The organism is Lacihabitans sp. LS3-19 (assembly GCF_024343575.1).
GTDB lineage: Bacteria > Bacteroidota > Bacteroidia > Cytophagales > Spirosomataceae > Leadbetterella.
The window spans coordinates 329570-351583 of the sequence record NZ_RJUA01000002.1 but is presented as its reverse complement, the minus strand read 5'-3'; the positions used below and the strand labels follow the sequence as shown (position 1 = coordinate 351583).

General features: G+C 35.6%; 15 protein-coding genes. 4 read left to right on the top strand and 11 right to left on the bottom strand.

Going from position 1 to position 22014, the window contains the following annotated elements; translation table 11 throughout:
- Position 1 precedes the first annotated feature (1 nt).
- The gene (locus EGI22_RS03825; protein ID WP_255066532.1) at positions 2-310 is read right to left on the bottom strand and encodes a MerR family transcriptional regulator; all 309 of its coding nucleotides are present in this window, start codon (positions 308-310) and stop codon (positions 2-4) included.
- Positions 307-1719 carry a leucine-rich repeat domain-containing protein gene (locus EGI22_RS03820; RefSeq protein WP_255066531.1) on the bottom strand — a complete coding sequence of 471 codons (1413 nt, stop codon included), beginning with the start codon at positions 1717-1719 and terminating at the stop codon, positions 307-309. The genes EGI22_RS03825 and EGI22_RS03820 overlap by 4 nt, the downstream gene beginning before the upstream one ends.
- 131 nt (positions 1720-1850) lie before the next feature.
- Here EGI22_RS03820 and alaS point away from each other — a divergent pair, with 131 nt between their 5' ends.
- The 4 genes from alaS to EGI22_RS03800 all read left to right on the top strand — a co-directional run bounded on the left by alaS (position 1851) and on the right by EGI22_RS03800 (position 8365).
- On the top strand, positions 1851-4529 hold the full coding sequence (alaS, locus tag EGI22_RS03815) for an alanine--tRNA ligase (RefSeq protein ID WP_255066530.1): 2679 nt from the start codon (positions 1851-1853) through the stop codon (positions 4527-4529).
- A gap of 132 nt (positions 4530-4661) precedes the next feature.
- Positions 4662-5294, top strand: coding sequence for a gluconate 2-dehydrogenase subunit 3 family protein (locus EGI22_RS03810; RefSeq protein WP_255066529.1), 633 nt, complete (start codon positions 4662-4664; stop codon positions 5292-5294).
- Positions 5295-5322: 28 nt separating this feature from the next.
- Positions 5323-7029: a GMC oxidoreductase gene (locus tag EGI22_RS03805; protein WP_255066528.1), complete on the top strand. Its 1707-nt coding sequence runs from the start codon at positions 5323-5325 to the stop codon at positions 7027-7029.
- 232 nt (positions 7030-7261) lie between these two features.
- The gene (locus tag EGI22_RS03800; protein WP_255066527.1) at positions 7262-8365 is read left to right on the top strand and encodes an OmpA family protein; all 1104 of its coding nucleotides are present in this window, start codon (positions 7262-7264) and stop codon (positions 8363-8365) included.
- Between the two features lie 63 nt (positions 8366-8428).
- Here EGI22_RS03800 and EGI22_RS03795 read toward each other — a convergent pair whose 3' ends face one another.
- The 9 genes from EGI22_RS03795 to EGI22_RS03755 all read right to left on the bottom strand — a co-directional run bounded on the left by EGI22_RS03795 (position 8429) and on the right by EGI22_RS03755 (position 22001).
- Positions 8429-9943, bottom strand: a complete 1515-nt coding sequence (locus tag EGI22_RS03795; RefSeq protein ID WP_255066526.1) for a glutamate synthase subunit beta — start codon at positions 9941-9943, stop codon at positions 8429-8431.
- 31 nt (positions 9944-9974) lie between these two features.
- Positions 9975-14522: a glutamate synthase large subunit gene (gene gltB, locus EGI22_RS03790; protein ID WP_255066525.1), complete on the bottom strand. Its 4548-nt coding sequence runs from the start codon at positions 14520-14522 to the stop codon at positions 9975-9977.
- 295 nt (positions 14523-14817) lie between these two features.
- Complete coding sequence (locus EGI22_RS03785) at positions 14818-16068, bottom strand: sulfate adenylyltransferase subunit 1 (RefSeq protein ID WP_255066524.1); 1251 nt, start codon at positions 16066-16068, stop codon at positions 14818-14820.
- A gap of 3 nt (positions 16069-16071) precedes the next feature.
- Positions 16072-16974 carry a sulfate adenylyltransferase subunit CysD gene (gene cysD / locus EGI22_RS03780; protein ID WP_255066523.1) on the bottom strand — a complete coding sequence of 301 codons (903 nt, stop codon included), beginning with the start codon at positions 16972-16974 and terminating at the stop codon, positions 16072-16074.
- Positions 16975-16998: 24 nt separating this feature from the next.
- Entirely contained in the window at positions 16999-17679 is a 681-nt protein-coding gene (locus tag EGI22_RS03775; RefSeq protein WP_255066522.1) for a phosphoadenylyl-sulfate reductase, read from the bottom strand.
- A gap of 31 nt (positions 17680-17710) precedes the next feature.
- On the bottom strand, positions 17711-18490 hold the full coding sequence (gene cobA, locus EGI22_RS03770; protein ID WP_255066521.1) for a uroporphyrinogen-III C-methyltransferase: 780 nt from the start codon (positions 18488-18490) through the stop codon (positions 17711-17713).
- Positions 18483-20561, bottom strand: a complete 2079-nt coding sequence (locus tag EGI22_RS03765) for a nitrite reductase (protein ID WP_255066520.1) — start codon at positions 20559-20561, stop codon at positions 18483-18485. Before EGI22_RS03765 ends, cobA begins: the two co-directional genes overlap by 8 nt.
- A gap of 115 nt (positions 20562-20676) precedes the next feature.
- Complete coding sequence (locus EGI22_RS03760; RefSeq protein ID WP_255066519.1) at positions 20677-21582, bottom strand: ribonuclease Z; 906 nt, start codon at positions 21580-21582, stop codon at positions 20677-20679.
- Positions 21583-21596: 14 nt separating this feature from the next.
- Positions 21597-22001, bottom strand: a complete 405-nt coding sequence (locus tag EGI22_RS03755; protein ID WP_255066518.1) for an STAS domain-containing protein — start codon at positions 21999-22001, stop codon at positions 21597-21599.
- Positions 22002-22014: the final 13 nt, after the last annotated feature.

The window sequence follows — 22014 nt, the reverse complement described above, 5'->3', positions numbered from 1 at the left end:
CTTATTCTATTCCTTCTTTAATAAATTCTAGGGTTTTTCTAATCTCTTTTAATCGCTCTATTACCTCACTATTTTTGTTTTCGACCACTTCCTTTGCTTTCAATTTCTCCTTCGCACCCTCAATCGTAAAACCTTCTTTCTGTATCAAATCCACGATTTTCTGGAGTTTTTCAATATCTGCGTGGCTATATTTTCTGTTTTTACCAACTTTCTGAATATTCAACCTAAACTTACGCACATAAAAATCCACGCTCGTAATCGGAATCTCTAATTGTTGGGCAACTTCCTCAGTACTGAAAAATAATTTCATTTAACGACAACAGATTTTTTCTCCAAATCTACAATTATTTGTTGGAGTTCTGCAAACTTTTTAGGGTCTTCGTCGAAATTGTTTAGTGCCAGATATACTTTTTCTAGAGATTTCATTCCCTGTAAAATTTCTGCTCCACTTTTAATTTTATTGTTTGAAATATCTAATTCATCCACCTTCTGCAAATTAGAAAAACACTGCGGAATATCTTCTAACAAATTAAATCCAAGGTCAAGATGCTCCAAATTTGAAGGCAAAGCAGCTAAAGAGGTAAATTTATTATGATGTGCGAAAAGCACTTTTAAGCTATCTAATTTCTCAAATCCTGCGGGTAATTGCCAAAGTCTATTATTCGAAATAGCCAAAGTCTGAAGTTTTTTCAACTCAATGAAACTGTTGGGTAAAAAACGAAGGTCATTATGATATAAATCTAAAATTTGAAGATTCTGAAGTTTTGAAATTGATTCAGGCAATTCATCTATTTGGTTGTTATAAAAATTAAGTAGCTCTAAGTTTTTGAATTTCTTAAAATTCATGTTTTTAGAATCAGACAAAAAATTATTAGCAAGATGTAAATCTTTTAAATTTCTATTTCTTTGAATTTTTTTCGGAAAAATGAACAAATCATTATCGCTTAAATTCAACAATTCTATTTGCCTATTTCTCTTTATTTTTATTGACTTTTCTGATAAAAGGTTTTCTGAAAGAACAATTCTCTTAAGTTTAGGGAAATCTTTAGGATTAAATTTAAAACTCTCAAACTCATTTTTACTCAGATCCAATTCAGTAATATTTTTAAATCTGTTCAATCCTTCGGGCAATTCTTTTAGCCCAAAACCCACCAATTTCAAAACCTTTAAAGAATCACTTTGTGAGGCTAAAAAATCAACTGCACTTTTCTGGAGACCTTGATTTTTGCTTTTATATTGATTAATTCTAACTCCTCCTGAAAACTCATGTTTTTGATAGGGCTCAAAAAACAATTTATTTTTTAAAAGTGCATTTTCTATAATTCTATTAAATACTATTATATCAGTCTCTTTCCTTACTGGTTGATATTCAAAATCAAATGTAGTTTTTTCACCTACTTTAGAAATATTATGCTTTCCTAAAAAATAATAAATACTATCAATTTTATTTTCTGCAGTAACATTAGCTCTATAAAACAAGGAAACCTCATCTTCATATCCAGAAATTCCTTTTTCTTTTAAGAAACCCATCTGGATCAATTTTAATAATCTGGAATTATTTCTCCAGATTCCCTTTTTCATTTCCTCTGTCTCTTTTACTTTTGATTCTTTTGCTTTAAAAAGTTCATACTGACTTTGATTTTCTAAAAAGATAATTTTCTGAGAATATCCAGTTAAAATCGAAAGGAAAAGTCCAATGCTGACAAGTAGTGTTTTCATAATAATTGTTTTAGAAAATAAACTTAAAACTAAAATATTAGTTTTAAAAGAATATTACAAGATTTATTCTTAAAATCACTAAAAAAGCCTAATTTTGCACCTCTTTTTGTATAATATTTATAAAGATTTTTATGACCTCGCACCAGATCAGGAAAGCATTCTTAGATTTTTTTGTTTCAAAAGGCCATTTGATAGTGCCTTCTGCCCCATTGGTGGCTAAAAACGACCCAACCTTGATGTTCAACAACTCAGGCATGGCACAGTTTAAAGATTTTTTCTTGGGCAATGGCACTCCTCCTAAATCTAGAATAGCGGACACACAAAAATGCTTGCGAGTTAGCGGAAAACACAATGACTTGGAAGAGGTAGGTTTCGATACTTATCACCACACCATGTTTGAGATGTTGGGCAACTGGTCTTTTGGCGATTATTTCAAAAAAGAAGCCTTAGCTTGGTCTTGGGAGCTTTTGACTGAAATCTATAAATTACCCAAAGACAGAATTTATGTATCTGTTTTTGAAGGCGACGAAAAAGATGGTGTGCCTTTTGATCAAGAAGCATTTGATATTTGGAAAGAAATTCTAGGTGATGATAGCCGAATTATTTTAGGCAACAAAAAAGACAATTTCTGGGAAATGGGCGACATTGGCCCTTGTGGACCTTGTTCTGAAATACACATTGACCTTAGAGATCAAGCCGAAATTGACCTAAAAGGTGGAAAAGAATTGGTAAATGCCGACCATCCCCAAGTTGTGGAGATTTGGAACAATGTATTTATGCAGTTTGAGCGTAAAGCCGATGGTTCACTCTTAACCTTACCAGCCAAACACGTAGATACCGGAATGGGCTTCGAACGTCTTTGCATGGCTATTCAAGGCAAACAATCCAACTACGACACAGATATTTTCCAAAATACCATAAGCGTGATTGAGGAAATGTCTGGTAAAAAATATGGCGTAAATGGAACTCTTCGCTCTGATAACTATGTAGATGTGGCCATGAGAGTAATCTCAGACCACTTAAGAGCAGTTAGCTTTGCAATAGCTGATGGACAATTGCCTTCAAACGCAAAAGCAGGTTATGTAATTCGCAGGATTTTGAGAAGAGCTGTTCGTTATGGTTATTCTTATTTGGACTTCAGAGAGCCATTTATGTGCAAATTGGTACCCGTTTTAGCTACTCAGTTTGAATATGTTTTCCCAGAATTACAAGCCCAAGTAGATTTTGTCACCAAAGTAGTAGAGGAGGAGGAAAAGACATTCTTAAGAACTTTGGAGTTGGGACTAAAAAGATTAGAGATCATTTTTGCTGACCAAAAATCCATTTCCACAAAAGTTTTAGACGGAAATACAGTTTTCGAGCTTTCTGACACTTTCGGTTTCCCTGTTGACCTTACAGCACTGATAGCAAGGGAAAAAGGTTTCTCAATAGATGAAGAAGGTTTCAAAAGTGCCTTGGCCGAGCAAAAAGCCAGAAGTCGCAAAGATGCTACCAAAGAAGCTGCTGATTGGATAGAATTAGGAGATGTAGATGGCGTAGAGTTTTTGGGGTATGATTTTGAGGAATCTCCAGCTCAGTTGATGAAATACCGCTCTGTAAAAACTAAAGCAGGCGATGAGCTTCATATAGTTTTAGATCAAACGCCTTTTTATGCCGAAATGGGTGGACAAGTGGGAGATACTGGAACTATAACTTTCGAAATTGAAGGTAATAATTATACATTGGATGTTATTGATACAAAGAAAGAGAACGACCTTTTTGTGCATATTACAAAAAATGCCAAATTGGTGGATGTTTTAGAAAAATCAAACTCCCCAATTAATGTATTTGCAAAAATTAATAGTGTTCGTAGAAAAGACATCGAAAAAAACCATTCTGCTACTCACTTGATGCTTTCAGCCATGAGAAGTGTGTTGGGCAGCCACGTGGTTCAAAGAGGTTCTTATCAAAACGATGAAGTTACACGATTTGACTTTTCACATTTCTCTAAAGTTACAGACGAGGAATTATTAAAAATAGAAGACATTGTAAATGAGAAAATAAGAGAAAATATTGCCTTAGACGAAAAACGCAATGTGCCTATAGATGATGCTGTAAATATGGGGGCAACAGCTACTTTTGGTGAAAAGTATGGCGATTTTGTTCGTGTTATTACTTTTGACCCTAATTTCTCCCTTGAACTTTGTGGAGGTACACACGTACCAGCAACAGGCGAAATTGGCTTGTTTAAGTTTACATCTGAAGGCTCAGTTTCGGCAGGTGTTAGAAGAGTTGAAGCTGTAACAGGCAAAAAAGCTTTAGAAATGATGCGTTCGCAAGGCGAGACTTTAGACCAAATCAGAGGCTTATTAAAAAGTGCGGTAGATTTACCAAAAGCAATCGAAGCTTTGATAGAAGAAAAAAATCAGTTGCAACGCAAAATTGAAAGTTTGGAAAACGAAAAAATCCAAGTTATCAAAAATGAGCTTTTGACAAAAGTAAAACAGAAAGATGGTGTCAATTACTTAGCCGAAAAAGTTGAACTTGGGTCGGTTGACAACCTTCGCCAATTGGCTTATGATCTCAAAAAACAAATGGAATCTCCGATTATTATACTTGGTGCAGTTATTAACGGAAAGCCGAATCTGGCTATTTTAATAGATGAGACTTTGGTACAAAGCAAATCTTTAAATGCAGGCAACATAGTAAGAGAAGCAGCCAAAGCCATGAAAGGTGGTGGTGGTGGTCAGCCGCATTTTGCTACTGCTGGTGGAAGCGATGCCGGAGGATTGTTAGAAGCCATTAAAAAAGCATTAGAAATTGCCCTATAAAATTGATATTTTACAACAAAATTGTTATATTTTAGTTAATTATTGAAATTGAGTCTATTTTTCTTGTAAGGCCTAAAAATCCTTATTATTTTTAGACTTTCTTATTATTTACAACCTTTAATAGATATTAAATTGAAAAGAAGAGACGCATTGCAGAGGGTTGCCCTCATGATGGGAGGAGTAGTATCAGCTCCAACACTAGTTGCTATTTTGGACGGTTGCAAGTCTAACACCTCTACTACTGCTTCTGGTTTTAGCTTCACCAAAGATTACCAATCTTTAGTTTCAGAAATAGCCGAAGTTATTATTCCTAAAACTGACACTCCAGGTGCTAAAGATGCTGGCGTGGGACCATTCATAGAGCTTATGTTGAAAGATTGCTACACTGAAGAGCAGCAAATACACTTCATGAAAGGCTTAGACACTGTCGAAGCAGAATCTAAAAAATTAGGTTCAAACTTCGTGGCTCTTCCTGCTGAAAAGAAATCTGAGGTTTTGAAAATAATGATTGAAAAAGCTAAAGAAGAGGGTGAAGCAAATAATAAAGCTAAACAAGTAGATTCAGAGTCAGGTTTGGTAAAAGAAAACACAAGTAAAAAAGTTGAGCCACCTGTTCCTTTCTTTAGATTGATGAAAGAATTAACAGTGTTTGGTTTCTTTACTTCAGAGCCAGGTGCTACACAAACCTTAGATTTTGTGCCGATTCCTGGCAGATACGATGGCTGCATCAAGATGGAACCAGGACAAAAAGCTTACGCTATTTAATTATTAATCAACCTATTAAATATAAAAAATGAATTTACAAGGTAAAGGTACAGAGTCTGTAACATACGACGCTATTGTAGTGGGAACAGGTATTTCTGGCGGATGGGCAGCAAAAGAATTGACTGAAAAAGGATTAAAAGTATTAATGATAGATCGCGGTAGAGATGTTAAGCATATCCAAGATTATACTACTGCTATGCAGGAGTCTTGGGAGTTTGAACACCGCGGAAGAGTAACTCAACAAGTAAAAAAAGATTATTGGGCTGGATTCAGAACTGGTTATACTGCCAACGAAGAGCACAGACACTTTTTTGAAAAAGATATTGAAAACCCTTATGAGGAAACGCGTCGTTTCGACTGGATCAGAGGATATCACACGGGTGGTCGCTCATTGCTTTGGGGTCGCCAAAGTTACAGATGGAACGAAAAAGATTTCACTGCCAATGTAGAAGAAGGTGTAGGAATCGATTGGCCAATCAGATACAAAGACTTGGCACCTTGGTACGAATACGTAGAGAAATTTGCAGGTATATCGGGTTCAAAAGAAGGTTTGGATGTTTTGCCAGACAGCCATTTCCAGCCAGCTATGGAACTTAACTGCGTAGAACGTGAAGTAAAAAAAGGCATTGAAAGCAAATTCCCAGGTAGACATTTGATAGTTGGTCGTGTGGCACACTTAACTGCCCCTACTGAAGAACAAACTGCTTTGGGTCGTGGAAAATGTCAGTTCAGAAACCGTTGTATGAGAGGATGCCCTTATGGTGCATATTTCAGTAGTCAATCAGCTACTATTCCTGCTGCTCAAAAAACAGGTAATCTTACCTTAATCAATGACAAAATTGTTTACCAAGTAATATTTGACGACGAAAAAGGTAAAGCAACTGGTGTAAGAGCAATAGATCAAAATACTAAAGAAGAAGTAGAATACTTCGCAAAAATAATATTCTTAAATGCATCAGCAATCAATTCAGCTTGGATAATGATGCAATCAAAATCCAAAACTCATCCAAATGGATTAGGTAATGAGTCGGATCAATTAGGTAGAAACCTAATGGACCATCACCTTGGAGTTGGTGCTAGCGGTAAGTGGGATGGTTTCCAAGACATGTATTATTATGGACGTAGACCAAATGGTGTTTATATTCCAAGATTTACAAACTGGGGCAATGACAAGCGTGATTTCAGCAGAGGATTTGGTTATCAAGGTGGTGCATCACGTGGACGTGGAGTTGGTGAAGCTGAGTTTGGAGCAGATTTCAAAAACGGTATGACACAACCCGGAGATTGGAACTTTAACATCGGTGGATTTGGGGAAACTTTGGCTGACCCAAATAACAAGTTTACACTTACTGACAAAAAAGATCAGTGGGGCTTACCAATCATCAACTTTGATGCTGCTTGGGGTGATAATGAGTGGAAAATGCGTGAAGCAATGATGAACGAAGCTGCCAACATGTTGGAAGCTGCGGGATTGAAAGACGTAAGAACTTATCATGACAAAGAAAAAGCACCAGGTATTGGTATACACGAAATGGGCTCTGCAAGAATGGGTAGAGATCGAAAAACTTCGGTTCTGAATGCCAACAACCAAGTTTGGGGAGCAGAAAACGTATTCGTGACGGATGGAGCTGCTATGGTTTCTTCATCATGTGTGAACCCTTCCCTAACTTATATGGCACTTACAGCCAGAGCAGCTGACTTTGCTGTAAATGAGTTAAAGAAAATGAATCTGTAACCATCTGATTTGTAATAGATCTCGAAAAAGCCACCTTTTGGGGTGGCTTTTTTTATAGGTTAAATTTGGAATGCATAATGTAATAAGCATTTTTAAATCATTTTTGCTTAACTCAGTAAGCAATTTGTGGTCTTAAATTTACATAAATGAGCATTTTAATTTTTTAGAAAATAAAAATTCCCATTTTTATTAAAAAAATCATTTTTTCAACTAAATTCATAGTCGAAATTCAATGCTGTTAATAATTCTCAATCAAACTTTAAAACACAATACAGAAATGCGTTTAATTACTAAGTTCACATTTGTTCTATTTGTTTTTTTATTCTCAATTTTCAATTCCTTCTCTCAAGGCAAAGTATCTATTTCTGGTACCTTTTGGGATGATAATACAGGTGTTGACCTCAAGACTTCTGTTTATGGTATAAACAAAGGCAAAAAAGAAAAATTAGCGGAAACGGACAAAAGCCAAAAGTTTAATTTTGACCTCAAAACATATACTGATTCGTTAATCTTTGAGAGTGAAGGATATTCTGCGGTAAAAATTCCAGTTCATTTCGATGGGGAATTCTTGAAAACTTCCTTTGCATATTTAGGCATAACCACGAAAGGTATTATTGCTCAGATAACCTACAAAGATTTGTTTATATTTTGTTTACCAGAAATTCATAAAGAAAATATTAAGTATGAATTATATACATTAAAAAAAGATAGTCTTTTTTGGAATACGGATTTCTCTATATTAATACAAAAATCCCAAAGTTCTATATATCCCTTACTTCCAAAAAACATGGATAATACCTTTAAAGTATTTGCTAAAAACAAGCAAGAGAAAGTAGTATTAGAAAAAACTTTAAAACCCAAAAAAGGTATAAATTTCATAGATATAAACATTTATCCAAAAAATGAAATTTCTCTTACACCTAAGAATATAGAAAAAACAATTGGAAATATATCTACTTCAATAGTAAAAACTGATAAAATTGAACTTTCATATCTTCCTTACAATTCATTCGGTTTTCGCACATTATTCTTCGACCAAAGCAAATATGAACTTAAATCAGAAAATAGAATGGTTTTGGATAGCCTTGCCATTTATCTCATGCACAAAAACGATGCTAAGGTAAAAATTGCAGGATTTACTGACAACATTGGCAATGAAAACCTCAACACCATTTTAGCAAAATACCGTGCCCAAGTAGTAGGAAATTACCTAAAAACAAAAGGTGTTTCATCAAACCAAATCCAATTAAATTGGGAGGAACAAACCAAAGAATCCAGCCAGGAATCAGAAGACTTGAATAAATATAGAAAGGTGGTAATTAGTGAGATGGAGTGATTCCAGATATCAAAAAAGCCACCCAAAAGGATGGCTTTTTCTATAAAAACTTGACATTAAATTTTAAATTCCAACGTAATCTGCCGTTATCATTGGCATAGCTTTGGCTTCAAGAAGTGAATGGCCCATAAGGAACTCATCAACGGCTCTTGCCGCTTCTCTGCCTTCTGATATTGCCCAAACTACCAATGACTGTCCACGACGCATGTCACCGGCTGCAAATACCTTTTCTACAGAGGTTTGGTAGTTTGTAGCATCTACATTTCCTCTATTATCTAATTTAACGCCTAATTCTTCTAATAAACCCGTTGGTTGAGGATACAAGAATCCAGCAGCAATCAAAGCCAACTCGGCTGGATATATTTTCTCTGAACCTTCAACTTCTTTCATTACCATTCTACCTTTTTCCAAAACCCACTCAATGTTTACCAACTTTACTGCTTTTAGGTTTCCGTTTTCGTCTCCTATAAACTCTTTGGTGTTCACCGACCAAGAACGCTCACAACCTTCCTCATGTGATGTAGAAGTACGCAACATCATTGGCCATTGTGGCCATGGAGTGCTTTCGTCTCTTGTAGCAGGTGGCATTGGCATAATCTCTATTTGTGATACAGATTTTGCATTTTGACGGTTTGAAGTACCCACGCAGTCAGAACCCGTATCGCCTCCACCTATCACAAATACATTCTTTCCAGTTGCCAAAAGGTCACCGTTTTCATATTTTGAACCCGTATGGTCTAAAGTATGATCAACAGTTTTACTATTGTCTGCAGCCACTCTTTTGTTTTGTTGGCTCAAAAACTCCATCGCAAAGTGTATACCTTTCAAGTTTCTGCCTTTGATCTCAATATCGCGTCCGATTGTAGAGCCACCAGTAAGTACAATCGCATCAAAATCTGCTAAAAGTTTCTCTGTTTTGTAGTTTACACCGACATTAACTCCAGTTTTGAAAGTTATACCTCCCGCTTTCATCACCTCCAGACGTCTATCTATAATATTTTTATCCAATTTGAAATCAGGAATTCCGTATCTTACAAGACCTCCAACTTGATCAGCTCTTTCGAATACTGTCACGTGATGACCCGCTTTGTTGAGTTGGGAAGCAGCCGCCAGTCCAGCTGGACCGCCACCTACAATCGCCACTTTTTTATCTGTGCGTTTTTTAGGTGGAGTAGGCACTACCCAACCGTTTTCAAATGCTTTCTCAATGATAGATTTTTCTATATATTCTATCGCAACAGCCGGTTTATTGATACCCAAAACACAAGAAGACTCGCAAGGTGCTGGGCAAATTCTTCCCGTAAACTCTGGAAAATTATTGGTTGAACTCAAAAGCTCATAGGCATACTGCCAGTTGCCATCATAAACGGCATCGTTAAACTCAGGAATAATATTGCCCAAAGGACAACCATTATGACAAAAAGGTATACCACAGTCCATGCAACGAGCAGCTTGATCTGTAGTTTGAGCTGCATCATATCCTAATTCAACTTCTTTGTAGTCTTGTTTTCTCTCGTTTACATCTCTTTTTTGAGATGCCTTTCTTTCAAATTCTAAAAAACCACTTGGTTTTCCCATAATCTAAAAATATTTATTTGAAATTTCTTAATTAAGCAGCTACTGTTTCAGCTAACTTTTTCATTATAATTCTTTTGTAATCAGTAGGATAAACTTTCACAAATTTTGCGATTTCATTTTCCCAATTTGCTAAAATATATTTTGCAACTTCACTCTTGGTGTAATTGAGGTGTTTACTTATCATATCTTTCAATAGGATTAAATCACTCTCTTCTAGCCCTTCAAGATTTACCATTTCGGTATTGCATTTCGAAGCAAAGTCTTTGTTGACATCATAAACAAATGCTAAACCTCCACTCATACCAGCCGCAAAATTTTTGCCTGTCTCACCTAAAATTATGGCAACGCCTCCAGTCATGTATTCACAACCATGATCGCCGATACCTTCTACAACTACTTTAGCACCGGAGTTTCTTACACAGAAACGCTCTCCTGCCATACCATTTATAAATGCCTCACCTGAAGTAGCACCATAGAATGACACATTACCAACAGCCATATTCTCAGAAGCTTTGAAAGTCGCTTTTCTATCTGGGAATACTATTAACTCAGCACCGCAAAGACCTTTTCCAAAGTAATCGTTGGCATCGCCTTCTAATTCAAACCTAAGTCCTTTGGTAGAAAACGCTCCGAATGATTGACCGGCAGTTCCTCTGAATTTATACGAGATTGTACCATCCGGCAAACCATCTCCTTTGTATTTCTTAGAGACTTCGTTAGAGAGCATTGCTCCTATCGTTCTGTTCAAGTTATTTACCGTGTATTCTCCTGTTACCTTAGTTTGGTTTTCAAGAGCCGCTTTTGCATCAGCTACTAATTGCCAGTCCAAAACACCTAAAATACCATGGTCTTGCTCTTCTTGTTTGTACAATGCTACTGTTTCGTCAGCCTCTTCTTTATAAAGAATCTTTGAAAGATCAAGATTTTTGATTTTCCAATGATTAAGATTTGACTTTTTCTCCAACATCTGTGATTGACCAACCATTTCGTCAATAGTTCTAAAACCTAGATCTGCCATTATTTCACGCACTTCCATTGCTAAATATTCAAACATATTGACAACGTGCTCAGGCTTACCAGTAAACAAAGCTCTCAATTCTTTGTTTTGGGTAGCAACACCAACTGGACAAGTATTTAGATGACATTTTCTCATCATAATACAACCCACAGTAACAAGTGCAGCTGTTGCCACTCCGAATTCTTCAGCACCTAAAAGTGCAGCTATAACGATATCTCTACCTGTTCTTATTTGGCCGTCAGCCTGAACAGTTATTCTACCTCTAAGTTTGTTTTTAACTAATGTTTGATGCGTTTCGGCTAAACCCAATTCCCATGGCAAACCTGCATGTCGAATAGATGATAATGGAGAAGCACCTGTTCCTCCATCATAACCTGCTATTAAAACCACATCTGCATGAGCTTTTGCCACACCAGAGGCCACTGTTCCAACACCCGCTTCAGAAACCAATTTCACAGAAATACGAGCTTGTCTATTGGCATTTTTTAGGTCATATATCAACTGTGCAAGGTCTTCAATAGAATAAATGTCGTGGTGAGGAGGAGGAGAAATTAGTCCAACTCCTGGAGTCGAATGCCTTACTTTTCCTATCCAATCGTCCACTTTATGACCTGGCAACTGTCCGCCTTCTCCTGGCTTAGCACCTTGGGCCATTTTTATTTGAAGCTCTGTAGCATTGCTTAAATAGTAAGATGTTACACCAAATCTACCTGAAGCTACCTGCTTGATACTCGAGCTTAGATTATCGCCGTTTTCACGAATAGCATATCTGATTTCATCTTCACCGCCTTCACCTGAGTTAGATTTTCCGCCAATGCGGTTCATGGCAATAGCCAAAGTAGTATGAGCCTCCCAAGATATTGAACCAAATGACATGGCACCGGTTGCAAATCTTTTCAGAATATTCTCTATCGGCTCAACTTCGTCAATACTTATAGATTGACTATCTTTAAACTTCAACAAACCACGAATGGTCATAGCTTGTTGGGTTTGGTCATTCATCAGTTTTGAGTATTTTTTAAATATCTCATAACCTTTGTCATAGTCTTTTTCTCCAACTCTTGTAGACTGCTGCAACAAATGAATAGACTCAGGATTGAATAAATGCTTCTCTCCTCTTTGTTTCCATTGGTATACGCCACCAACTTCAAGTCTTTTTACACTTTGAGCAGTTTGATTCGGGAAAGCCAAAGTGTGGCGAATCAGACATTCCTTAGCGATTTCAGCCAAGCCCAAACCTTCTATTCTTGATACAGTTCCTGTAAAATATTTATCTGTAACTGATTTATTTAATCCAATACATTCAAAAATCTGTGCTCCTCTATAGGATTGCAATGTCGAAATTCCCATTTTAGAGAAAATCTTCAATAATTCTTTATCAACTGCTTTCGTATAGTTTTTAAACAATTCATCATCTGTAAACTCTCCGTCTATCATGCCTTTTTTGTTCATATCGGCGATAGTCTCAAAAGCTATATACGGACAGATACCAGAAGCACCGTAGCCTATCAAAGTTGCAAAATGATGTGTTTCCCAGATATCTCCAGATTCAACCAAAATTCCAACTTTACCTCTGATACCTTCACGAATCAAATAATGATGTACAGCAGCTACCGCCAAAAGAGAAGGAATTGGTGCATGATCTGAGTCTATAGCTCTATCTGAAAGTATTATAATCTCAAAACCGTCATTTATAGCATCTTCCGCGTATCTACAAATTCTTTCTAGAGCAAACTCAAGTGCTTTAGATGGATTATCGGCATTTGCATTAAAATATGTATTTATAGTTTTTGCTTGAAAACCCTCATAATCGACAAATCTCAATTTATCAAATTGCTTTATCGTCAATACTGGCTGTTCCAATTGTACTTGACGACAATGTTTTGGAGATTCCGTAAGAATATTATCCGCAGAACCGACAAAAGATATCAAAGACATAATAGAACGCTCTCTAATAGAATCAATTGGCGGATTGGTTACCTGAGCAAACAGTTGTTTGAAATAATAAGAAATATGCTGACTTTGGTTTGACAAAACTGCCAACGGCGAGTCAATACCCATAGAACCAATGGCTTCTGCACCAGAAGCAGACATCGGTACCAAAATCATTTTTAAATCTTCAGAAGTGTAACCGCTCGTAATTTGACGTTTCAACAAAGACTTTTCGTCATAATTGGTATATGGTCTTATAGAATGAGGCAACTCCGAAATTCTAATTTTGTGCTCATCTAACCATTCTTGGTACGGTTGACGCGAACAAATATCTGCCTTAAGTTCTTCATCAGGAATAATTCTTCCTTGTTCCATGTCCACAACGAACATTTTGCCTGGCTGTAATCTACCTTTTGAAATTACCTTAGATTGATCCACATCCAAAACTCCAGCCTCAGAGGCCATAATAACTGTATCGTCATTCAAAACCCAGTATCTCGAAGGTCTAAGACCGTTTCTATCTAATGTTGCACCTACGATTTTACCATCTGTAAATGAAATAGATGCTGGGCCATCCCAAGGTTCCATAATGCTTGAATGATACTCATAAAAAGCTTTACGAACAGGATCCATATGTTCGTTTCCATCCCATGCTTCAGGTATTAGCATCATCATTACATGCGGTAATGAGCGACCTGATAGGTATAAAAGCTCTATAGCATTGTCTAATTGTGCTGAATCCGAATTGCCTTTTTCACAAATAGGCAAAATCATTTGCATTTCTTTTTCAGTAAAAAACTCTGAATAGAATGTAGATTCTGCTGCTCTAATCCAGTTTACATTACCTTTTACAGTGTTTATTTCACCATTATGTGCAATATATCTGAAAGGCTGAGCAAGCTTCCAAGAAGGAAAAGTATTGGTAGAAAATCTTGAGTGAACAATGGCGAATGCTGATACAACATTCTCGTTTTTAAGATCTGGGAAATAATATTTCAATTGATCTGTGGTCAATTGTCCTTTATAAGAAACTGTACTAGACGAGAGTGAGCTAAAATAAAACTGCTCTTTTGTACCGTCTACTGACTCATGAATCAATTTTGAAGTATATTGTCTAAAAACATAAAGCTTTCTTTCGAAAGTGATATTGTCTTGAAGTTCGTCAATTTTAGCAATAAACATTTGCTCTACCCAAGGTTCAACAGCTCCAGAGCCTTCACCTAAGGTTTCGTTTTGCGTAGGAACTTTTCTGTAACCAAGCAATTCAAACCCTAAACTTGCAACCTTTCTATTTAAAATATCCTTACACTCTTCTCTTTTCTTTTCATCATATGGAAAGAAAATCATACCTAAGCCATAATTACCTAAAGCTGGCAAACTAAAGCCTAAATCAAGACATTCTTCGTAAAGGTATTCGTGAGGGATTTGTAACAAAATTCCTGCACCATCACCTGTGTTGGGATCGCAACCACAAGCACCACGGTGATCCATACGCTCAAGCATATGAATAGCATCTGCTACTATTTGATGTGATTTTCTTCCTTTTAGGTGAGCTCTGAACCCAATACCACAGGCATCGTGTTCAAATTCGGGCAAGTAAAGACCTTGATTTTGATCGATTTCAGTCATAGTTTCCTAGAAATAAATTTTTATTGTACCCTTGTATTTTAAATGTAAATTCGCTCGGTAAAAGTATCAAAAAACAGATAAAATAAAAGCTTTTTTTTAAGCGGGAATAAAGTATAATATAAAACCCGCAACGCAATTTAATAATTTTTTGAAAGGTCAAATGTACATTTTACCAAATTTTATAAATGCAAAAATATTTTGTAATTATATTGATAAATTGTATTGAAATTATACAATTTGACCATAAAAAAAGACGACTAAAGTCGTCTTAATTGTGAATTATTATACCCCTAAACTATAATACAAATCCTACACCTACCGTATTATTATTGAATTCGTCAATAATAATAAAAGCACCATTGGCAGGATTGGCTTCGAAATTATCTGAAAAAACAAATCCTCCCAGTTTAAAAGAAACAACACCAATCTGATTTAGATTTAATTCGTCCACATTTTCGGACTCTTCAAAAGTAGAGATTTCAAGCCGTGAATTTATTGCAGAAATCTTTGCTTTTACACGATTTACACCATGTTGAATCAAATACGTTTTACCAATTTTCATGGCATCTGTATCCATCCAGCATATTTTAGCATCAATTTGCTTCTTCAGTTCGGGTTGCTCCCCAACTTTTACAAGCATATTTCCTCTGCTAATATCAATATCATCTTCCAAAGTGATTACAACAGACTCGGTTTGATGAGCAGAATTTAAAGATAAATCATACTTTAAAATTTCTTTAACCTTACTAATTTGCTGACTTGGCAAGGCAGTTACCAAATCGCCTTTATTTATTTGACCTGAGGCAATTTTCCCAGCATATCCTCTAAAATCATGGTATTCTTCGGATTTAGGTCTAATAACTTGTTGAACAGGAAATCTAAAAGGTAAAACCTCAGCATCAATATCTTCAGGTGCTATTCCTTCTAATATTTGCAATAAAGAATTGCCTTCGTACCAATTCATTTTTTCTGATTGTGTCACTATATTCTCACCATAAAGTGATGAAATAGGAATAAAAGTAATGTTCTGATTGGGTTTTCTTACTTTATCGGAAAGCTCAAAAAAATCACTTTTGATCTCGTTGAATCTATTTTCGTCATAATCCACCAAATCCATTTTATTTACTGCCACCACAACATTTTTTATTTCTAAAAGTGAAGAAATATAAAAATGCCTTCTGGTTTGCTCTCCTACCCCATTTCTTGCATCTATCAAGATAATAGAAACAGAAGCATTTGAAGCTCCAGTAACCATGTTTCTGGTATATTCAAAATGGCCTGGAGTGTCTGCAATGATATATTTGCGAGTAGGCGTATTAAAATAAATATGTGCTACATCAATTGTAATACCTTGCTCTCTCTCGGCAATTAATCCGTCTGTTAGTAAGGATAAATCCACAAAATCAAGACCTTTTCTTTGGCTGGCAGTTTTCAAAGCCTCTATCTTATCTTTGGTGATAGACTGAGTCTCAAACAACAAACGACCTATCAATGTACTTTTTCCATCATCCACAGAGCCTGCGGTTGCGATTCTTAATATATCCATAATTTAAAAATATCCTTGTTGTTTACGTTTTTCCATTGCAGCTTCCGAGCGTTTATCGTCGATTCTCGCACCACGTTCCGAAATCTCGGCCTCTAAAATTTCTTCAATAATTGTATCTATGTTATCCGCTTCTGACGAAACCGCCGCCGTACATGTCATGTCTCCTACTGTCCTAAACCTTACAATCCTTTTGTAAGGGACCTCGTCCTGACTTTTATTAATAAATTCAGAATCAGACCAAATCATGCCGTCTCTATCAAAAACCTCTCTTTCGTGTGCAAAATAAATAGAAGGAATGGCTAAGTTTTCAGCTTTAATATAATTCCAAACGTCTAATTCTGTCCAGTTTGAAATCGGGAAAACTCTTACGTTTTCGCCCATTTCAATTTTTCCATTAAGCATATCAAAAAGCTCAGGTCTTTGTTTTTTTGCGTCCCATTCGCCAAAATCATTTCTAACTGAGAAAATACGCTCTTTAGCCCTTGCTTTTTCTTCGTCTCTTCTGGCTCCACCAATGCATGCATCAAACTTAAACTCTTCGATAGTATCTAAAAGTGTCACGGTTTGCAAAGCATTTCGGCTAGCATATTTACCTGTTTCTTCTTTTGCTTTCCCTGCTTTTATAGAGTCTTCCACATTTCTTACAATAAGCTCAACGCCCAATTGCTTTGCCAATTCATCTCTAAAACTTATCGTTTCAGGAAAATTATGCCCAGTATCTACATGTACCAAAGGAAATGGAATTTTGCCTGGAAAAAATGCTTTTTGAGCTAATCTAACCAAAGTTATCGAATCTTTACCTCCAGAAAAAAGTAGAGCTGGTTTCTCAAATTGAGCTGCAACTTCTCTCAAAATAAAAATCGCTTCGTCTTCTAAAGCTCTCGGAAATTGTTTATTTATATTCATATTATTTCTAAAAATCTAAGCAAATTATTTTACGGCGTGCAATCCGCACTCTTTTTGGGATTCTTCCCACCACCATCTACCAGCTCTCGGATGCTCTCCTACTTCAATAGCTCGCGTGCAAGGTTGGCAACCTATACTTACAAAGCCTTTTTTATGCAATACATTTTGTGGAACATTGTTTTCTTCTAAATATTCTTCCATTTTAGAAGCAGACCAATGAACCAAAGGATTGAACTTATGAATATTGTTCCCTTCATCAAACTCCCAAATGGCCATACTACTTCTATTTTCGGATTGTTCAGCTCGTAAACCAGTTATCCAAACCTCATTCCCTTTCAATGCTCGTTTCAATCCTATTATCTTGCGGATATTGCAGCATTCCTTACGGTTTTCAACTGATTCGTAAAAAGAATTGAATCCTTTTTCTTTTACCAAAGTTTCAACTTTTTCATTTTCTGGAAAATAAGTTTCAAACGACTTTTTATATCTAGCTTTTGTTTTGTCCATCAACTCATAAGTTTCTGGAAAAAGTCTGCCCGTATCCAAAGTAAAAACTTTAATATTTATGTTATTTTTAAAAATAGCATCAGTTATAACTTGATCTTCTTGCCCGAAAGAAGTAGAAAAAACCACTTTCCCCGGAAATTTCTTGCTTACAAATTTCAAAGAATCTACTAAATCAAACCCTTCTAATATTTCAATCATATTCTTAAAATAAAATGCAAAATTAAACTATTTAAGAAGCTAATTCTACTTCTAAACTGATTTTTGAATAATCCATTTGACTATATTTACTGTAATTCACAACTTCACCAATAATGATAATGGCAGGATTTGATAAGTTATTTTCAAAAGCCATATTCGCCAATTGCCCCACTTTCCCTATTACCATTTTTTCTTTAGCTGTACTTGCATTTTGAATAATACAAACTGGTATTTCGGCTCTATTTGCATCAGCATACTGTTTGGCTATAAATTCCAACTTAGACATAGCCATCAACAAAATGATCGTAGAATTTGATTTTACGGCTAATTCTAAGTCCTTTGCAAAACTTTTGTCAGATTTATGGCCTGTTATTACCCAAAAACCATCGCTAACTCTCCTATCTGTCAAGGGAATCAAGAAATTTCCACCTGAAAAAACAGATGAAATACCTGGAACATAAGAACACTTGATCCCTCTCAATGTTGCAAATTCTATTTCCTCCATTCCACGTCCAAACACAAAAGAATCTCCACCTTTTAGGCGGACTACATGTCCTTTTTCATAGGCTTTTTCGGCAATCAAAAAATTGATACTGTCTTGCGTAATTCCTTTTTTATGCCCTCTTTTACCAACATATATTTTTTCACAAAGTGGGTGACAATATTCCAACAATTCCTCATTGGCCAAAGCATCAAAAAGTACCACATCCGCATTTCTCAAAGCGTTGATCGCCTTTAGTGTTATCAGTTCAGGATCACCAGGCCCAGCACCGACAAGCGTCAATTGAGGTATTTTATTAAGATTAGGCATTGTTTAATACTTCTTCTTTTTTCAAATTCTCCCTTCTTTTCTCTGTTTCTTCACAGAAAAGGTTCGCATCATTTATATAATCCAAAGCGAAATCTTTACTAGGTTCTACTTTGTTTAATCTTAAAATTTTCTCTTCAAAATTAGCATCAAAGTTTTTAGTAAACTCCGAAATCACTTTCATTTGGGTATTACAATTGACATCAATATCTAAAAGTAAAGCCTTTGCTGCATTGACCTGAGCACTGTATGCCAAATAAATGGCATCCGCCCATTGGCTTTTTCCAAACACAGCTTTTGCGTCCTCTAACTTTTCTTGAGCTTCAAGAAACAATGTGCCCACCAAGTCTATCATTACTCCCGCACATTCACCAATTCCTATGGCCGTTTCAAATGAAACTTCTTGCCCCCAATCCACAAAATCTGTAGGAACTAAGCTATCTAAACTTGCCAAAGGCTTCAATAATTCATAGAAATAGTTTTTGCCTTTTCTTTCAAAAAAATCATTAAAGTATTCTCCTTCAATTCTAGTTTCCTGATAGTCTCTAAACAATAGCCTTAAAACATCAGGACCCCTTTTCGAAGGCACTTTAATCACTTTTTCCGCAGCTCTGCCATATCCATCTCCCAAAGAACCACCACCTAACAAAACTTGTAGTGCAGGCAAAACTTTCTTATCAGCAGATTTTAATGAACTACCATGAAAACCAATATTGGCCATTCCGTGCTGTCCACACGAGTTCATACAACCAGATATTTTGATTTTAATGTCATTATTTTTAACCAAGTCTGGGAATTCTTGGTCAATCACTTTTTCAAATTCATAAGTAATACTAGTACTATCCGAAATTGCCAAATTACAAGTATCAGTTCCAGGACAAGCAGTAATATTTGCAACGCTATTTGCCCCAGGATTTGCCAATCCAATTTTATTTAGTGTGTTAAAAACAAAAGGCAAGTTAGCTTTTGGTACATTTCTAAACATCAAACCCTGATTTATAGTGACACGAATATCGTCTCCAACAAATCCACTTAAATCCGAAACCAAAGTTCTAGAATCATCGCTCGATATATTTCCTAAAGGAATTCTAACGTAAACACCAAAATTCCCTTTTTGCTTCTGTTCGAAAACGTTGGTATTTTTCCAAAGTTCAAACTTTTGCAAATCTTCAGGTAATACTTCTTTAATTTCTACTTTCTCATTTCCATCAAAACCTGCAGTTTCAATTTCAAAACTTGTATTTTTTAAAGCTTTCTGCTCTTCTTTCACAAGCTCCATAAAAGTATCAAAGCCAATTTTTTGAACTAAAAACTTCATTCTGGCCTTGCTCCTAGAATTCCTTTCACCATGTCTATCAAAAACACGTAATACTGCTTCAATAAATGGAATTAGTTGATTTTCAGGCAAAAACTCATAAGCTAAATCAGCCATGCGAGGTTGAGCACCCAATCCACCTGCCACAAAAGTTTTAAAGCCTCTTTTTCCATTTTCTATTTTAGGCAAAAAACCCATGTCATGTATAAATGCCAAAGCTGTGTCTTCTTCAGTATTGGAGAAAGACATTTTAATTTTCCTGCCCATTTCTTGGCAGATAGGATTTCTTAAAAAATATTCAAAAACTGCCTGAGCATAAGGAGAAACATCAAAAGGCTCATTTGGATCAATACCAGCTGTAACAGAAGCTGTAACATTTCTTACAGTATTCCCGCATGCTTCTCTTAAGGTTACATTATCTTGTTCAAGCGTATGCCACAATTCAGGCGTACGATCTAAGCTCACAAAGTGAATCTGAACATCCTGACGGGTTGTTAAATGCAGATTTCCAGTGGAATATTCATCAGATACGTCAGCAATCCTCTTCCATTGCTTAAAAGTCATTTTACCATAAGGCAATTTAATTCTTATCATTTGAACTCCTGACTGCCTTTGGCCATAAACACCTCGTGCTAATCTAAGACTTCTAAATTTATCCTCATGGATTTCACCCTCTTGAAAAAGTCTTATTTTTCGCTCTAAATCTAAAATATCTTGTTCAACAAGGGGATTTTCTAACTCTGTTCTGAAACTCTTCATTGATCGATTCCAATTATTTTTTTCAAAGATATTTATTACTCTACTAAATTCATAGACTTTATAGGTTAATAAATTTCAAAATTGTTTAATCAATAATAAAAATTATATAAAATACTTAAATAATGAAATTTTTACCCTCTTCTGCAAGGGCAGTTTGAGAAAAAACCGCTTTTGCTTCTTCAAGAAAAAGCTCCTCGGTTTTGTATCTGGAAGAAAAATGACCAATTACTAATTGCCCAACTTTGGCCAAAGTAGCTATCTGAGCAGCTTGTGCCGCTGTAGAATGAAAAGTTGCTTGAGCTCTATTTTCTAATTCTGTGGTAAATGTTGATTCGTGATATAATAAATCTGCATTTTTTACATATTTAACTACAGATTTGTCGAAAATTGTATCTGAGCAATAGGCAAATTTCTTTTCGTTTGACCCTTCGGTTGTGTATTCAGAGTTTTTATAAACTTCTCCATTTAGCTCATCATTCACATCAAATCCATCTTTTAATAATCGATAAAAAGGAATTGGGAAGTTTGGAGGAAGTTTGTCTGCAATTATTTTCCGTTTACTATTCTTTTTAGTAACCAAAAAACCAGTGCATTCAATTCTGTGTTTTAATGGAAAGGAATCAATTTTAATTGTATCATCTGAAAATATTTCCTCAAATTTTTCAGAATTAGTCTGAACAAATTCTAGTTTAAAGTTGAGAATAGATCCAGAATATTTTAATTGTTGCGTTATTATTTCATTTAAACCTTTAGGACCAAAAACCGTTAGCGTTTCCTTCCTTTTCTGCATATTCATGGTACTTATAAGCCCAATTAAACCAAAATAATGGTCGCCATGCAAGTGGCTTATAAGAATGTATTTTATCCGAAAAGACTTGATTTTATACTGTAGAAGTCGATATTGAGTACCCTCACCGCAATCAATAAGTATCAAGAAATTATCAATAGCAAGTGTGAATGCTGAAGGATTTCTTTGCAACTGCGGTGTCGCCGAACCAGTACCTAATATTCTAAATTCCAATCTTTTTTTGTTTTTCAATAATCACTCTCCCCATCCATACCAAACTCATCTTCCTGCTCGTCTTTGAAATCATTTTCTAACTCATTCATAAAAACTGCATCTATAGCCTCTTCTTGACTTGGTAAAATGAGTAAAAAATCTTCTGCTTGCGTCGAAATTGTGTCAATTAAATTGTCGTCGGTTGTTACTAAAACCAATAAACCTGATTCATTTTTGCAAATCTTTTGGACTTTATTAAACAAAACAATACCTGCCGAAGTAAATTCTTTTACACTTGTAAGGTCAATAATAAAGTTAATCCTACCTTCTGCAGAATACATTCCTGCAATATTTTTCTCTATTTGTGAAGCCAGAGTAGCATCAAAATCTTCGCTTTCTGGCTTGAAAACCACATATTGTTCAATTTTTAAAATCTCCATTTTATTATTATTC